Annotated in this window: 11 protein-coding genes; 9 read left to right on the plus strand and 2 right to left on the minus strand. The window is 72.7% G+C overall.

Annotation, left to right across the window (positions count from 1 at the left end; genetic code table 11):
- The first annotated feature begins 74 nt into the window (after positions 1-74).
- The 6 genes from AB0L65_RS22945 (at position 75) to AB0L65_RS22970 (ending at position 9,207) form a co-directional block, all read left to right on the plus strand.
- Complete coding sequence (locus AB0L65_RS22945; protein WP_364248544.1) at positions 75-671, plus strand: helix-turn-helix domain-containing protein; 597 nt, start codon at positions 75-77, stop codon at positions 669-671.
- On the plus strand, positions 671-2,407 hold the full coding sequence (locus AB0L65_RS22950; RefSeq protein WP_364248546.1) for an ABC transporter ATP-binding protein: 1,737 nt from the start codon (positions 671-673) through the stop codon (positions 2,405-2,407). Before AB0L65_RS22945 ends, AB0L65_RS22950 begins: the two co-directional genes overlap by 1 nt.
- Positions 2,404-4,356, plus strand: coding sequence for an ABC transporter ATP-binding protein (locus tag AB0L65_RS22955; protein WP_364248548.1), 1,953 nt, complete (start codon positions 2,404-2,406; stop codon positions 4,354-4,356). Before AB0L65_RS22950 ends, AB0L65_RS22955 begins: the two co-directional genes overlap by 4 nt.
- Before the next feature lie 95 nt (positions 4,357-4,451).
- Positions 4,452-6,032, plus strand: coding sequence for an AMP-binding protein (locus AB0L65_RS22960; RefSeq protein WP_364248550.1), 1,581 nt, complete (start codon positions 4,452-4,454; stop codon positions 6,030-6,032).
- Positions 6,033-6,124: 92 nt separating this feature from the next.
- Positions 6,125-8,428 (plus strand): CoA transferase, encoded by a 2,304-nt coding sequence (locus AB0L65_RS22965; protein ID WP_364248552.1) that lies wholly within the window; start codon positions 6,125-6,127, stop codon positions 8,426-8,428.
- Positions 8,429-8,436: 8 nt separating this feature from the next.
- A complete protein-coding gene (locus AB0L65_RS22970; protein ID WP_364248554.1) occupies positions 8,437-9,207 on the plus strand; it encodes an enoyl-CoA hydratase-related protein in 771 nt (256 codons plus the stop codon).
- Here the strand turns inward: AB0L65_RS22970 and fdxA are convergent, their stop codons facing one another.
- Together fdxA and AB0L65_RS22980 are read right to left on the minus strand one after the other, a co-directional pair.
- Positions 9,208-9,561, minus strand: coding sequence for a ferredoxin (gene fdxA, locus AB0L65_RS22975; RefSeq protein ID WP_364248556.1), 354 nt, complete (start codon positions 9,559-9,561; stop codon positions 9,208-9,210).
- Positions 9,562-9,576: 15 nt separating this feature from the next.
- Positions 9,577-10,551 (minus strand): NAD(P)/FAD-dependent oxidoreductase, encoded by a 975-nt coding sequence (locus tag AB0L65_RS22980; protein WP_364248558.1) that lies wholly within the window; start codon positions 10,549-10,551, stop codon positions 9,577-9,579.
- A 206-nt stretch (positions 10,552-10,757) separates the two neighbouring features.
- Here AB0L65_RS22980 and AB0L65_RS22985 point away from each other — a divergent pair, with 206 nt between their 5' ends.
- The 3 genes from AB0L65_RS22985 to AB0L65_RS22995 are packed head-to-tail and all read left to right on the plus strand — an operon-like array spanning position 10,758 to position 14,199.
- Positions 10,758-11,972: an aromatic ring-hydroxylating dioxygenase subunit alpha gene (locus AB0L65_RS22985; RefSeq protein ID WP_364248560.1), complete on the plus strand. Its 1,215-nt coding sequence runs from the start codon at positions 10,758-10,760 to the stop codon at positions 11,970-11,972.
- Complete coding sequence (locus tag AB0L65_RS22990) at positions 11,972-12,910, plus strand: hypothetical protein (protein WP_364248562.1); 939 nt, start codon at positions 11,972-11,974, stop codon at positions 12,908-12,910. The genes AB0L65_RS22985 and AB0L65_RS22990 overlap by 1 nt, the downstream gene beginning before the upstream one ends.
- Positions 12,907-14,199 carry a peptidase dimerization domain-containing protein gene (locus AB0L65_RS22995; protein ID WP_364248564.1) on the plus strand — a complete coding sequence of 431 codons (1,293 nt, stop codon included), beginning with the start codon at positions 12,907-12,909 and terminating at the stop codon, positions 14,197-14,199. The genes AB0L65_RS22990 and AB0L65_RS22995 overlap by 4 nt, the downstream gene beginning before the upstream one ends.
- The last annotated feature ends 8 nt before the right edge of the window (positions 14,200-14,207 follow it).

Genomic DNA, 14,207 nt, shown 5'->3' on the forward strand with positions numbered 1-14,207 from the left:
AACCATTTGAACGAGTGAGTACTCGCTCATTAGGATTGCCCGCTATGAACAGGAGGAGACGAAGGGTGCCGGCCATGGCGCCGGAAGACCGCCGTGCCGCGCTCATCGCCGCCACGCTCCCGCTGCTGCGCGAGTACGGCGCAGCGGTGAGCACCCGTCAGATCGCCGAGGCCGCGGGCGTGGCCGAGGGCACGATCTTCGGCGTCTTCCCCGACAAGGCCTCGCTGCTGCGGGCGACGCTCATGGTCGCGTTCGACTCGCGGCCGGCGGCACAGGCGCTGGCGGGCATCGGCACGCGGGCCGAGCTGCGCGCGCGGCTGAGCGAGGCGGTCACGATGCTCCGGACGGGGATGAGGACCAACGCCAACCTCATGGCCGTGCCCAAGGAGCTGATGGTCGACGACGCCGACTTCTACAAACAGATCATGGAGGGCCGGCGCCTGATCGTGGACGGGCTCGCCGCCCTGATCGAGCCCGACCGCGACCGGCTGCGCCGCTCGCCCGAGGCCACGGCGCAACTGCTGCTCGTGCTGATCGCGTCGAGCGAGCACCGCGGCTTCGGCCGGATCGGCGAGTTCGGCGACATGGACGACGAGGAGATCGTCTCCGTACTGCTCGACGGGCTGCTCGTGCGGCCCTCCCCCACCCCATCGACAGAAAGCGCCTCTTGATGCTGCTCCGTCTCCTGCGGGTCCAGCTCAGGCCGTACGGGAAAGAGATCACACTCGTGGTCCTCTTCCAGTTCGTGCAGACCCTGGCCACGCTCTATCTCCCGACCCTCAACGCCGACATCATCGACGACGGCGTCGTCAAGGGCGACACCGCAACCATCATGCGCATCGGGCTGGTGATGCTCGGTGTGACCCTCATCCAGATCGTCTGCTCGATCGTGGCCGTCTACTACGGCGCCCGGACCTCGATGGCCCTGGGCCGGGACCTGCGGGCCGCGATCTTCCGCCGGGTGCAGGACTTCTCCGTCCAGGAGGTCAACAGGTTCGGCGCCCCGTCCCTGATCACCCGGACCACCAACGACGTGCAGCAGATCCAGCTGCTCGTGCTGATGACGTTCACGATGATGGTGGCGGCGCCGATCATGTGCGTCGGCGGCATCGTGCTGGCGCTGCGCCAGGACGCGGCGCTGTCGTCGCTGCTGCTCGTCGTGCTGCCCGTGATGATCGTCATCGTGGGCGTGATCGTGGTGCTGATGCGCCCGCTCTTCCGTACGATGCAGGAGCGCATCGACCGGATCAACCAGGTGCTGCGCGAGCAGATCACCGGCATCCGGGTCATCAGGGCCTTCGTCCGCGACAAGCACGAGCGCGAGCGCTTCGGCGAGTCCAACGACCAGCTGACCGACGTGTCGCTGCGGGTCGGGCGGCTGATGGCGCTGATGTTCCCCTCCGTGATGCTGGTGGTGAACGTCTCCAGCGTCGCCGTGGTGTGGTTCGGCGGGCACCGCATCGCCGACGGGAGCATGCAGGTCGGCGCGCTGACCGCGGTCATCTCCTACCTGATGCAGATCCTCATGTCGGTGATGATGGCGATGTTCATGTTCATGATGATCCCGCGGGCCGAGGTCTGTGCCGAGCGCATCGAGGAGGTGCTCGACACCGAGCCGACCGTGCACCCGCCGAAGGCCCCCGTCACCCCGGACAGACATCTCGGCGAGCTGGAGCTGCGGTCGGTGGACTTCCGCTATCCGGGCGCCGAGGAGCCGGTGCTGTGCGGCGTGAGCTTCGAGGCGCGGCCCGGCCGTACCACCGCGATCATCGGCAGCACCGGCAGCGGCAAGACGACGCTGCTCAACCTCATCCCGCGCCTGTTCGACGCGAGCGCCGGCGAGGTGCTGGTGGACGGCGTCGACGTGCGCGACCTCGACGCGGCCGCGCTCTCCCGGGCGGTCGGCCTGGTGCCGCAGTCGCCCTACCTCTTCTCCGGCACCGTCGCCTCCAACCTGAGGTACGGCAAGCCGGACGCGACCGACGAGGAGCTGTGGAAGGCCCTGGAGGTGGCCCAGGCCCGCGAGTTCGTCGAGGCGATGCCCGGCGGCCTCGAGGAGCCGATCTCCCAGGGCGGCACGAACGTCTCCGGCGGCCAGCGTCAGCGCCTGGCCATCGCCAGGACCCTGGTGCACCGGCCCGAGATCTTCCTCTTCGACGACTCCTTCTCCGCCCTCGACTACGCCACCGACGCCCGGCTGCGCGCGGCGCTGGCCGAGGAGATCGCCGACGCCACGATCGTCATCGTGGCCCAGCGGGTGAACACCATCCGCGACGCCGACCGCATCCTCGTCCTCGACGACGGCCGCGTGGTCGGCAGCGGCACCCACACCGAACTCATGACGACCTGCCCGACCTACCGGGAGATCGTGCTGTCCCAGCTCACCGAACAGGAGGCCGCGGCATGACCACGCAAGCGCCCGCGCGCCGGCCCCAGCCCGGTTTCGGGCCGGGCAGGATGATGTCCGGGCCCGCCGAGAAGGCCCTCGACTTCGGCGGCACGCTCCGCAGCCTGCTGCGGCTGCTGCGCCCCGAGCGCACGCTGCTGGCCGTCGTCCTGGCCCTCGGCACGGCCAGCGTCGCGCTGACCGTGACGGGCCCCAAGATCCTCGGCCATGCCACGGACCTGATCTTCGCCGGCATCATCGGGGCCCAGCTGCCTGCCGGGGCCACCAAGGAACAGGCCGTGGCGGGGCTGCGCGCCAACGGCCAGGGCACGTTCGCCGACCTGGTGTCGTCGATGAACGTGGTGCCCGGCCAGGGCATCGACTTCACCGCGCTGGCCCAGGTGTTGGCCTGGGTGCTGGCGATCTACGTGCTGGCGGCGCTGCTCGGCATCGTGCAGTTCCGGCTGACCACGACCGTCGTGCAGCGGGCGGCGTTCCGGCTGCGCGAGCGGATCGAGGCCAAGCTGGCGCGGCTGCCGCTGAGCTACTTCGACGGCCAGCCGCGCGGCGAGATCCTCAGCCGCGCCACCAACGACACCGACAACATCGCCCAGACGCTGCAGCAGACGATGAGCCAGCTCATCTCCTCGGTGCTGACGGTCGTGGGGGTGCTCGTGGTGATGTTCTGGATCTCGCCCGTCCTGGCCCTCATCGCGCTGGTCAGCGTGCCGGTGTCGGTCTACGTCACCACCGTCATCGGCAAGCGCTCCCAGCCGCAGTTCATCAAGCAGTGGTCCTCGACGGGCAAGCTCAACGGCCACATCGAGGAGATGTACGGCGGCCACACGCTGGTCAAGGTGTTCGGCAGGCAGAAGGAGGCCGCCGAGATCTTCGAGCAGCACAACGACAGCCTGTTCGCCTCCAGCTTCCGCGCCCAGTTCATCTCCGGGATCATCCAGCCGGCGATGATGTTCATCGGCAACCTCAACTACGTGCTGGTCGCCGTGGTGGGCGGGTTCAAGGTGGCCTCGGGCTCGATCTCGCTGGGCGACGTGCAGGCCTTCATCCAGTACTCGCGGCAGTTCAGCCAGCCGCTCACCCAGGTGGCCGGCATGGCGAACCTGGTGCAGTCGGGCGTCGCCTCGGCCGAGCGCGTCTTCGAGCTGCTGGAGGCTCCCGAGCAGTCGCCCGAGCCGGCCAAGCCGGAGCGGCCGGCGCAGGTCAGGGGCCGGGTGGCGTTCGAGAACGTGTCCTTCCGGTACGCGCCGGACCGGCCGCTGATCGAGAACCTGTCGCTGACCGTGGAGCCCGGCCAGACTGTCGCCATCGTCGGCCCCACGGGAGCGGGCAAGACGACGCTGGTCAACCTCATCATGCGCTTCTACGAGGTGACCGGCGGCCGCATCACGCTCGACGGCGTCGACGTCGCCGAGATGTCCAGGGAGGAGCTGCGCGCCAACATCGGCATGGTGCTGCAGGACACCTGGCTGTTCGGCGGCACGATCGCGGAGAACATCGGCTACGGGGCGGAAGACGCCACCCGCGAGCGGATCGAGGCCGCCGCGGAGGCCGCCCACGTGGACCGCATCGCGCACACGCTGCCCGACGGCTACGACACGGTGATCGACGAGGAGGGCGGGACGGTCAGCGCGGGCGAGAAGCAGCTGATCACGATCGCCCGGGCGTTCCTGTCCGAGCCGGCGATCCTGATCCTGGACGAGGCCACCAGCTCGGTCGACACCCGCACCGAGGTGCTCATCCAGCGGGCGATGAGCTCCCTGCGCGAGGGGCGCACCAGCTTCGTGATCGCCCACCGGCTGTCCACCATCCGCGACGCCAGCCTGATCCTCGTCATGGAGGACGGCCGGATCGTGGAGCAGGGCACGCACGAGTCGCTGCTGGCCGAGGGCGGGGCCTACGCCCGCCTGTACTCGGCCCAGTTCGCCGAGGCCGTCGTGGAGGTGGACTAGACGCGTTCCCCGGCGGCTCGCGGTCCGTACATCGATCCACCCGCCGTGGTCCCCGTGACGGCGGTGGGACATCCTGTCATCTCGTGAGGGAGAACATGGACGGTGTCACGGACGGTGTCACGGCCGCGCCGGAGACGATGCTCGACGTGCTGGAGCGCCGGGCGGCCGGCGCTCCGGAGGCGGAGCTCGTGCGGTTCGAGGGCGGCGCCTCGCTGCGGGTCGGCGAGTGCCTGGAGCGGGCGACCGCCGTCGCGGGCGGGCTCGCCGGCCTGGTGACGGGCGGCGACCGGGTCCTCACGTGCCTGCCTCCGGGGCCGCGGCTGGTCGAGGTGATGTTCGCCCTGGCCAGGCTCGGCGCCGTGGAGGTGCCGCTGGCCCTGGACGTACGGCTCGACGCGGCGCGGCGGCTGGCCGGGGCCACCGGGGCGCGCATGCTCATCGCCGGCACGGACGCCGTGCGCGCCAACCCCGGCCTGGTCGAGCTGGCCGCGGGGATGGACCGCGTGGTGCTCGTGATCGGGCGGGAGGCGGCCGAGCTGCCGGGCTCGGCCGATCTGGACGACCTGCTCGCCGCGCGGCACCGCCTTCCGGCGCGGCGGCCGGGACCGGCGGACCCCGCCGTCGTCATGGCCACCTCGGGGACCACGGGCCGGTCCAAGGGAGCGCTGCTGCCGCACTTCGCGGGGGTCCGGCACGCCCGGCGGGTGGCCCGCACCATGGGCTACGAGGCGGGGGACGTGCTGTTCAACGTCTTCCCCTGGAACCACATCAACGTCCGGCACGCGGGCCTGCTGCCCGCGCTGATCTCCGGCGCCACGCTGGTGGCCCACCAGCGCTTCTCCGCCTCCCGGTTCTGGGAGATCTGCCGGCGGGAGGGGGTCACCGCGTTCAACTTCATGGGCGCCGTGGCGGCCATCCTGGAACGGGCGCCCGCCACCGGCTCCGACACCCTTCACCAGGTGCGCCGAGCCTACGGGGGACCGGCGCCGGAGGGGCTGTCGAGGCGGTTCCTGGAGCGGTTCGGCGTGCTGCTGCTGGAGGCGTACGCGTGCACCGAGCTCGGCGACGTGGCGGCGAGCACGGCCGGTATCCGGCGGCCGGGCGCGGCCGGGCGGCCCGTCCCGGAGTACGAGGTGGTGATCAGGGACGACGACGGCCTGCCGGTGCCGGCGGGCCGGATCGGGCAGATCACCGTCCGGCCCCGAGCGGAGTCGATGATCTTCAGCGGGTACGCGGGCGACCCCGCCGCCACCGGGAAGGCCCTGCGTGACGGCTGGTTCGTGACCGGGGACCGCGGCCGGCTCGACGACGACGGCTTCCTCCATTTCGCCGGCCGCCGCGCCGACGTCATCAGGCGGCGCGGCGAGAACATCCCGACCTGGGACGTGGAGCAGGCGGTGGCCGCGATGCCGGGCGTGCTCGACGTGGCCGCGGTGGGTGTGCCGTCGGAGCTGACCGAGGAGGAGGTGCTGGTGGCGGTGACCGCGGCGCCCGGGGCCACGCTCAGCCCGCCGCAGGTGCACGCCTGGTGCCTGGACCGGCTCCCGCGCCACGCCGTCCCCCGGTACGTGCGCGTGCTCGACGCCCTGCCGAGGAACGCCTCGACGAAGGTGGTCAAGGGCGACCTGCGCGACCAGGGGGTGCCGCCGGACGCGTGGGACGCCCGTACGGCCTGATCGCGCGGACCGCTGGACAGACCGGCAGGGTCGCGCCCCGGCGATCGCGCGCTCTAGCGTCGAGCCTCCGGCACACACGGGAGGAGACGAGGTTGCGGGTTCTCGACCTCACCGACGATCTGGCCTTCAACGGGGCGAGGCTGCTGGTCGGCCTCGGCGCCGACGTCGTACGCGTGGAGCGTCCGCGGAGCCCGGGGCTGTCACGGGCGGAGGCTCTGCACTGGCACGCGGGAAAGCGGGTCGTGAGCGCGCCGGTGAGCCCCGCCGCGCTCGACCGGCTAGCCGAGCAGGCGGACGTGGTCATGGAGAGCGGCCCGTTCGGCGAGCTCCGCGGCCTCCGTACGGGCTCCGGCACGGTCACGTCGCGCTGGCCGCGGGTCGTCCACGTCGTGGTCACACCGTTCGGCACGACGGGCCCCCGGCGTGACTGGCGTGCCGACGATCTCGTGGCCGCGGCCGCCGGCGGCATGGCCTGGCTGGGCGGGAAGCCCGGCGGCCCGCCCAAGCCCCCTCCCCGCGAGCAGGCCACGCAGCTCGCGGGGGCGCACGCGGCCATCGCCGCGCTGCTCGGCCTCATCGCCCGCGACCGCATCGGGCAGGGCCAGCTCATCGACGTCTCCGCGCAGGAGGCGGTGGCCGCCACGCTGGAGACGGGCGCCATCGCCTGGATCCACGCGGGACGGTACCCGTCCCGCACCGGCGGCGTGTACGAACACGTGGCCCACCGGGTCTTCCGCGCCGCCGACGGCCACGTCGCGGGCGGATACTCCGGCAGCGACCGGATGTGGACCGACCTGCTCGCCTGGATGGCGGAATCCGGCGAGGCGGAGGACCTGACGGAGGAGAAGTGGTCCGATCCCGTCTTCCGCTGGCGGGGGCGCGAGCACGTGGACGAGGTCGTGGCCAGGTTCGTCGCCCGGCGCTCCGCCGCCTCCCTCGCCGAGCAGGGGCGGGCCCGGGCGCTGCCGTGGGCGGAGGTCTCCACGGCCACGAGCCTGACCGGCAACCCGCAGCTCGCCGACCGCGGGTTCTTCGCCCGCGTCCTGGGCGCGGGCCTGCCCGAGGACGGCGTCACGGACGTCGGGTTCCCCTTCGCGGCCCTGCCCCGCCCGGTACGCCTCACCGAGCCGCGACCGGCCGCCGCCGAGGCGCCCTGGCGGAGCGAACGCCCCCGGGGCCGCCGGGACGGTGTCCGCGGGCCCGGCGCGCGTCCGCTCGAAGGGATCCGCGTCCTGGACCTGACCTGGGTGCTGGCCGGCCCGTACGCCACCAAGACGCTGGCCGAGCACGGCGCGGACATCATCAAGATCGAATCGCGGCACCGGCGCGACCCCACGCGCTTCGCCCCGTCCATGCGGCTGCGTCCCGATGCCGGGATCGACGACGGCGGCTACTTCGTCAACTTCAACCGCGGCAAGCGCAGCGTCGCCCTCAACCTGCGTACCGAACCCGGCCTCGAGGTGCTGCGGCGCCTGGCAGCCGAGTGCGACGTGGTCATCGAGAACTTCAGCCCCGGCGTCCTGGCCAGGTGGGGGCTGTCCTACGACCGGCTGGCGGAGCTGCGGCCGGGCGTCATCCTGGTGTCGATGGCCGGGGTCGGGCAGAGCGGCCCCTGGCGGAGCGCGGTGACCTTCGCCGACACGCTGGCCGCGATGTCCGGCCTCACCAGCGAGACCGCCGACCCCGGCGAGGCGCCGGAGGGGCTGACGTTCGGGCTGGGCGACATGGTGGCCGCCAACTCGGCCGTGCTCGCCGTCCTGGACCTGGTCGCGGCCGGGCGCGGGGGACACGTGGACCTCTCGCAGCTGGAGGCGATGGCCGCGTCGATGGGCCCGGCCGTCCTGGAGGCGGAGCTCGGCGAACGCCACGCGGTGACCCGGCCCAATCGGCACCCGCGCATGGTCCCGCACGGCGTCTACCCGGTCAGGGGCGACGACCGCTGGATCGCGCTGGCCGTACAGGGTGACGAGGAGTGGCGGCGGCTGGCCGCGCACGCCGGGCTGCCGCAGCCCGCCTCGGCGGACCTGGAGGAGCGGCGCCGCCGCGAGGACGAGATCGACGCCGCGCTCGCGGCCTGGTGCTCGGAGCGCGACGGCGAGGCGCTGGCGGCCGAGCTGCAGGGGCTCGGCGTCGCCGCGGCCGTCGTCGCGACCGGCCGGGACCTGGTGGAGGCGGACGAGCACCTGGCCGCGCGCGGCTTCTACCCGGTGCTGGAGCACCCGCTCATCGGCCCGGTGCGGCACGAGGGCATCGTGGTGCGCATGTCCGGCACCCCCGGAGCGCTGACGGCGCCCGCCCCGCTGCTGGGCGAGCACACCGACCGCGTGCTGAAGGACCTGCTCGACCTGGACGACGAAGAGCTCGCCCGGCTGCGTGACGCCGGCGCACTGGAATAGGAGCGCAGATGACGAAATATCTGGATGTGCGGAGGGACGGGGGGACGGCGACGATCGTCATCGACCGGCCGCCCGCCAACGCCGTCGACCCGGCGTTGATCGAGGAGTTCCTGGAGGTGATCCCCCCGCTGGCCGAGGACACCTCGGTCCGCTGCCTGGTCATCCGCGGGACCGGCCGCTTCTTCGTCGCGGGGGCCGACATCGCCGTGATGCGCGACCTGTCCGTGGCCAACCACGTCAAGATGCGCCGCTGGGTCGAGGTCCAGCGCCTGCTCGAACGCGCGCCCAAGCCGGTGATCGCGGCGATGAACGGCCACGCGCTGGGCGGCGGGGCCGAGCTCTCGCTCGCCTGCGACCTGCGCATCCTTGCCTCCTCGGCGACCATCGGCTTCCCCGAGACGAGCCTGGGCCTCTTCCCCGGAGCGGGCGGCAGCCAGCGGCTGCCGCGCCTGCTCGGCCCGCATCGCGCCAAGCGCCTGATGATCGGCGGCGCCCGCCTGTCCGCAGCCGAGGCCCTCGACCTGGGGCTGGTGGACGTGGTGGCGGACGACGACGACTTCGACCGCGTGGTGGCCGGGCACGCCGAGGACCTGGCGGCCCGGCCGACCACGACGATCGGCCTGCTCAAGCGCGTCGTGGAGGCCGGGTACGACCTGCCTCTCGACGACGCGCTGGAGCTGGAGTGGCAGGCGGTCCTGGAGCTGATCCACACCCAGGACGCCGCGGAGGGGCTCCAGGCGTTCCTGGACAAGCGCCCTCCGCGGTTCACCGGCCGCTGATCAGGCGCCGTAGCCGGTCACCAGCCCGGTCACCAGCGGGGTGTCGGCGTTGAGGTCGCCGACCTTGCGGGCGCCTCCCGGGGTGCCGAGGGGCGCGTCGCGGCCGGGCAGCACCTCGGCGAAGAACGCCTTGGCGTCGTCGAGGAAGAGCGTGCGCGTCTCGTCGCCCCGGGCGGCGCGGTCGACGAAGATCGCGTCCACCGGGCACTCCGGCTCGCACGCCCCGCAGTCGATGCACTCGGCGGGGTTGATGTAGCTCTTGCGGTCGCCGACGTAGATGCAGTCGACGGGACACACGTCCACGCACGCACGGTCGTTGACGTCGACGCACGCGGGGCCGATGACGTAGCTCATGAATCTCTCCTGTGCTCAGACGCTTTCCGTGGAGTGCCCCGGGAAGAGGGACAGCTCGGGGTCCAGTTCGACGGCGGCGTTGTTCACCGCGGTGGCGACCTCGCCGAAGCCCACCGACATGAGGCGGACCTTGCCGTCGTACTCGGCGAGGTCGCCGGCCGCGTACACCCGGGGCAGGCCCGTACGCATGCGCTGGTCGACCAGGACGGACCTGCCGCGCAGCGACAGCCCCCAGCCGGCGAGCGGACCCAGGTCGCTGATGAACCCGAGCGCGGCGATGACCGAGTCGGCGGGCACCGTGCGGTCGGCCTCGCCGCGCGTGCGCAGGTGCGCCCGCTCGACCCGCTCCGCGCCGGACAGGCCGACGACCTGGCTGTCGACGACGATGCGGACCCCCGCCGCGCGGGCGGCCGCGACGCCGCCGGCGTGCGCGCGGAACGCGGCCCGGCGGTGCACCAGGGTGACCGACCTGGCCAGCGGCGCCAGGGCCAGCGACCAGTCGACCGCGCTGTCCCCGCCGCCCACGACCACGACGTGGTGGCCGGCGTGCGCGGACGGGTCCGGCACGAAGTACGTCAGCCCCCGGCCGAGCCATTCCTCGCCGGCCGGCAGCGGCCGCGGGGTGAACGTCCCGATGCCCGAGGTGAGCACGACGGCCCCGGCGCGGACCGCCGTGCCGTCGGACAGCACCACGACCGGCCTCGGGTCCGCGTCGCGGCGCAGCTCCACCGCCTGCCGCCCGAGCAGGTGGACCGGCTCGTACGCGGCCGCCTGGGCCGAGAGCGCCGCCACCAGCGAACGCCCGAGAACGCCGGGGACGCCGGCCACGTCCCGGATCTCCTTCTCCGGGTACAGGGCCGAGATCTGCCCGCCGACCTGGGGCAGCGCGTCGACGAGTACGGTGCGCAGACCGCGGAACCCGGCGCAGTAGGCGCCGTAGAGCCCGGTCGGCCCCGCTCCGATGATCGCGATATCGGTTTCGATCTCCAACGTCGCTCTCCTTTCCGGCCACGGAAGCTACACAGGGCCCGGGCGCCTGCCCGCGGGTCGCGGCCCGCTGACCGGAACACGGCTCGCTCAGCGGGACACGGTCCGCTGGGCGGGATGCCGCACTGGGCCGCTCGGCCCCCCGGGTGGTGAACTGCGTGTCGCGGCGCATCGGGAGCCGCGGACAAGCCATGGAAGCGGAGGCGAGAATGAGTGCGGAGGCGGGTACGCCGGCTGCGATCGGGGGAGACGCCAGGCGCCGGCCATCGCGGCGGGGCCGCCTGCCGGGTCGGCAGGACTGGTCGAGCTGGCCCCATTACCAGGCGGCGGCCAGCGGGTTCCGCGGCTACTGGTATCCGGTGGCGTTCTCCTCGCACATCACCGGGAAGCCGAAGGCGATCACCCTGCTCGGCGAGCGCATCGTCGTCATCCGTGATGACGGGAAGGTCTACGCGCTGAAGGACCGCTGCCCGCACCGGGGCGTGCCGCTGAGCTACGGCAACCAGCAGTTCCCCGGCACGATCTCCTGCCCGTACCACGGCTGGACGTTCGACCTGGAGACCGGCGCGCTCAAGGCGGTGATCACCGACGGGCCGCAGTCGCCGATCTGCGGGAAGGTGACCCAGCCCACCTACGAGGTCGAGGAGCGCCTCGGGATGGTGTGGATCTTCGTGGGGGACGGCGAGGACGCCCCGCCCATCGACGACCAGCTCCCCGAGGAACTGCGCGACAACCCCGCCGTGATCGGCGCGCGCATCCAGTCCCGCGTGGGCAACTGGCGCTTCGCCTGCGAGAACGGCTACGACGAGGGACACGCGAAATATCTGCACCGCACGGCGCTGTGGCGGCTGTTCAAGGCCATGCCGGTGTGGAACGAGACCCGGATCGTCCGCCGCGGCCGATGGATCTACCGGGTGCAGGACGCCCAGCACTGGGACGCCGACTTCCCCGGCCTGGGCAAATGGAACAACCAGGCGTGGTTCAAGCTCAAGCCGCCGAAGCAGGTCGCCAACATCGGCAACACGGGCAGCCACCGCAAGGTGAACCCGGCCATCGCCGCCGAGGAGTTCCCCGGGTTCGCCTCGGTCAGCATGCCGGGGGTCCTGCGCATCGTCTACCCGACCTTCATCCACTACGAGTTCTACGTGCCGGTCGACGCGGACAACCACCTCTACGTCGGCGTGATGGCCAACTTCGAGAAGGGCATCAGGACGCTGCCCTTCTACGCCAAATACCTCGGCGCCGTGCGCTGGCTCTTCCACGGCCAGTTCTCCGGCCAGGACAAGTGGATGGTCGAGGTGACCGACGCGCCGCCGGAGCGGCTCTACCGTCCCGACGACTCGCTCCTGCAGTGGCGCAAGCTGGCCGAGGAGATCACGGAGGAGCGCGCCGAACGCCTCAAGATCTCCGGGGACCTCGGCTGATGGGCAAGATCGTCCTGGGCGTGGGCGCGTCCCACTCGACGCTCATGAACACCCACTGGGACCAGGTCGAGCACAAGGACCGCGCGGAACGCTTCCGCGACGCGCTCGGCACGGCCCGCGACGCCCTCGCCGCGGCCCGTCCCGACGTGGCGGTCATCATCGGGTCGAACCACTTCCGCGGCTTCTGGCTGGACCTGATCCCCGCCTTCACCCTCGGCGTGGACGAGGTCATCGCGTCCGGGGAGTCCGGCACGCCGTCGGGCCCGCAGCGCACCCGCCCCGACCTCGCCCAGAGCATCGCGGAGTCCCTGGTGGCGGCGGGCACCGAGGTGGCGATCTCGGCGAAGCTGCAGATCGACCACGGCCAGAGCCACGCCGTCCAGTACCTGCTGCGCGACCTCGACGTGCCCGTGATCCCGCTGGTGGTGAATGTGTTCGCCACGCCGTTGCCCCTGATGCGGCGCTGCGTCGAGCTGGGGCGAAACCTCGCCGCCGCGGTGGAGTCGCTGCCCGAGGGACTGCGGGTGGCGGTCATCGCCTCGGGCGGGCTCTCGCACCGGCTGCCGTGGCCGAGCCGCTGGCAGGACCCGCACGGGCCGGACGAGGAGTTCCTGGTGGAGGCCTGGCGGGAGGGCCGGGGCGACTGGGAGCGCTACGACGCGCGCCGCCGGCAGATCATCACCGCCGCGCGGCCGGTCATCTTCCCCGAGTTCGACGAGGAGTTCCTGGCCGCGCTGGAGCGGGGCGAGCTGGAGCGCTACGCCGGCCTGTCCACGGCCGAGATCGAGGAGGCGGCCGGCAACGGCGGCCAGGAGCTGCGGTCGTGGCTGGCCATGGCGGCGGCGCTGGGCTTCGCGCCCGGGCGGCGGCTGGCGTACGAGCCGATGCCGGAGTGGCTGACCGGCATGGGGGTCGCCGTCATCGAGCCGGCGTCATGACCCGCGACGAGCTGGTGCGGCAGGCCCTCGCGTCGATCACCGAGGACCGCCTGCGCGCGGCGGCGGTGGACGTCACCTCCATCGCCAGCCCCACCGGCGGCGAGGCGCCGCTGGCCCGGTGGCTGGCCGACCGGCTCGCCGCCGCCGGTCTGGAGGCGCACGCGCAGCGCATCGACGACGGCCAGGCCAACGCGGTCGGCCGGCTGAGGGGCGACGGCACGGGCGCCGACCTCATGCTGTACGCCCCGATCGACACCCTGACCACCGGCGACCCGGACCTGGACGTGCCCTGGATCGGCCCGGAGCTGCGCCCCGACATGCGGGCCGAGGCCCGCTGCGAGGGCCCCTACGTCAGCGGCCTCGGCGCGAGCAACCCCAAGGGCCACGCCGCGTGCGTCCTGGTCGTGGGCGAGGCCCTGGCCGCCCTGCGCCCGCAGCTGGCCGGGGACCTGCTGGTGGCCTTCGGGGCCGGCGGCATGCCCACCAACGCCATCGCCCCGGACGGCCGGGCGAACACGGGGCACGGGGTCGGCTGCTCGTTCCTGCTCGAACGCGGCTGGCTGCCCGACCACGCGGTGATCGCCAAGCCGGGGGACTTCGTCGCGCACGACGAGGTCGGCCTGTGCTGGTTCGAGATCGTCGTCCCAGGGACCCACACGTACGCGGGGAGCCGGCACCGCCTGCCGTACCGGAACCCGATCGTGACCGCCGCCGAGGTCGTGACGCGGCTGGAACGGTGGCTGGCGGACTACCCCGAGCGGCACCGCACCGCGACCGCCGCCCCGCAGGGGATCGTCGGGTCGATCGCGGGCGGCTGGGAGCGCATGCTCGCGGTCACCCCTGCGGCCTGCCGCATCCGCCTCGACCTGCGCATCGCGCCCGGCACGACGCCGCTGGAGGCCAAGCGGGAGCTGGCGGAGTACGTCCGGCAGGTGTCGGCGGAGCTGGGCACGGAGCTCGCGGTCGAGATGGTGCTGGCCATCCCGGGCACGCGCACGCCGCCGGAGAGCTGGGTGGTGCGCAGCGCCGTACGCGCCTGGGAGAGCGTGAACGGGCGCCCGCACGAGCCGATCGACGGCAACAGCGGCGCCACCGACGCCAACATCCTGCGGGCGCGCGGGATCCCGACGGCCCGCGTGGGCATGCCGAAGGCCGTATCCGATGACTTCGCGCTCGGCATGAACACCGTCGACGTCAGGGCCATGCGCCGCCTGTGCGAGGTGCTCCTGCGGGTGGCGGCCGACACCGTCACGCGCACGCGCGCCGAGATCGACGAGACCAACGACTGAGGAGGCGC

This window comes from Nonomuraea sp. NPDC052116 (assembly GCF_040680035.1).
Lineage (GTDB): Bacteria > Actinomycetota > Actinomycetes > Streptosporangiales > Streptosporangiaceae > Nonomuraea > Nonomuraea angiospora_A.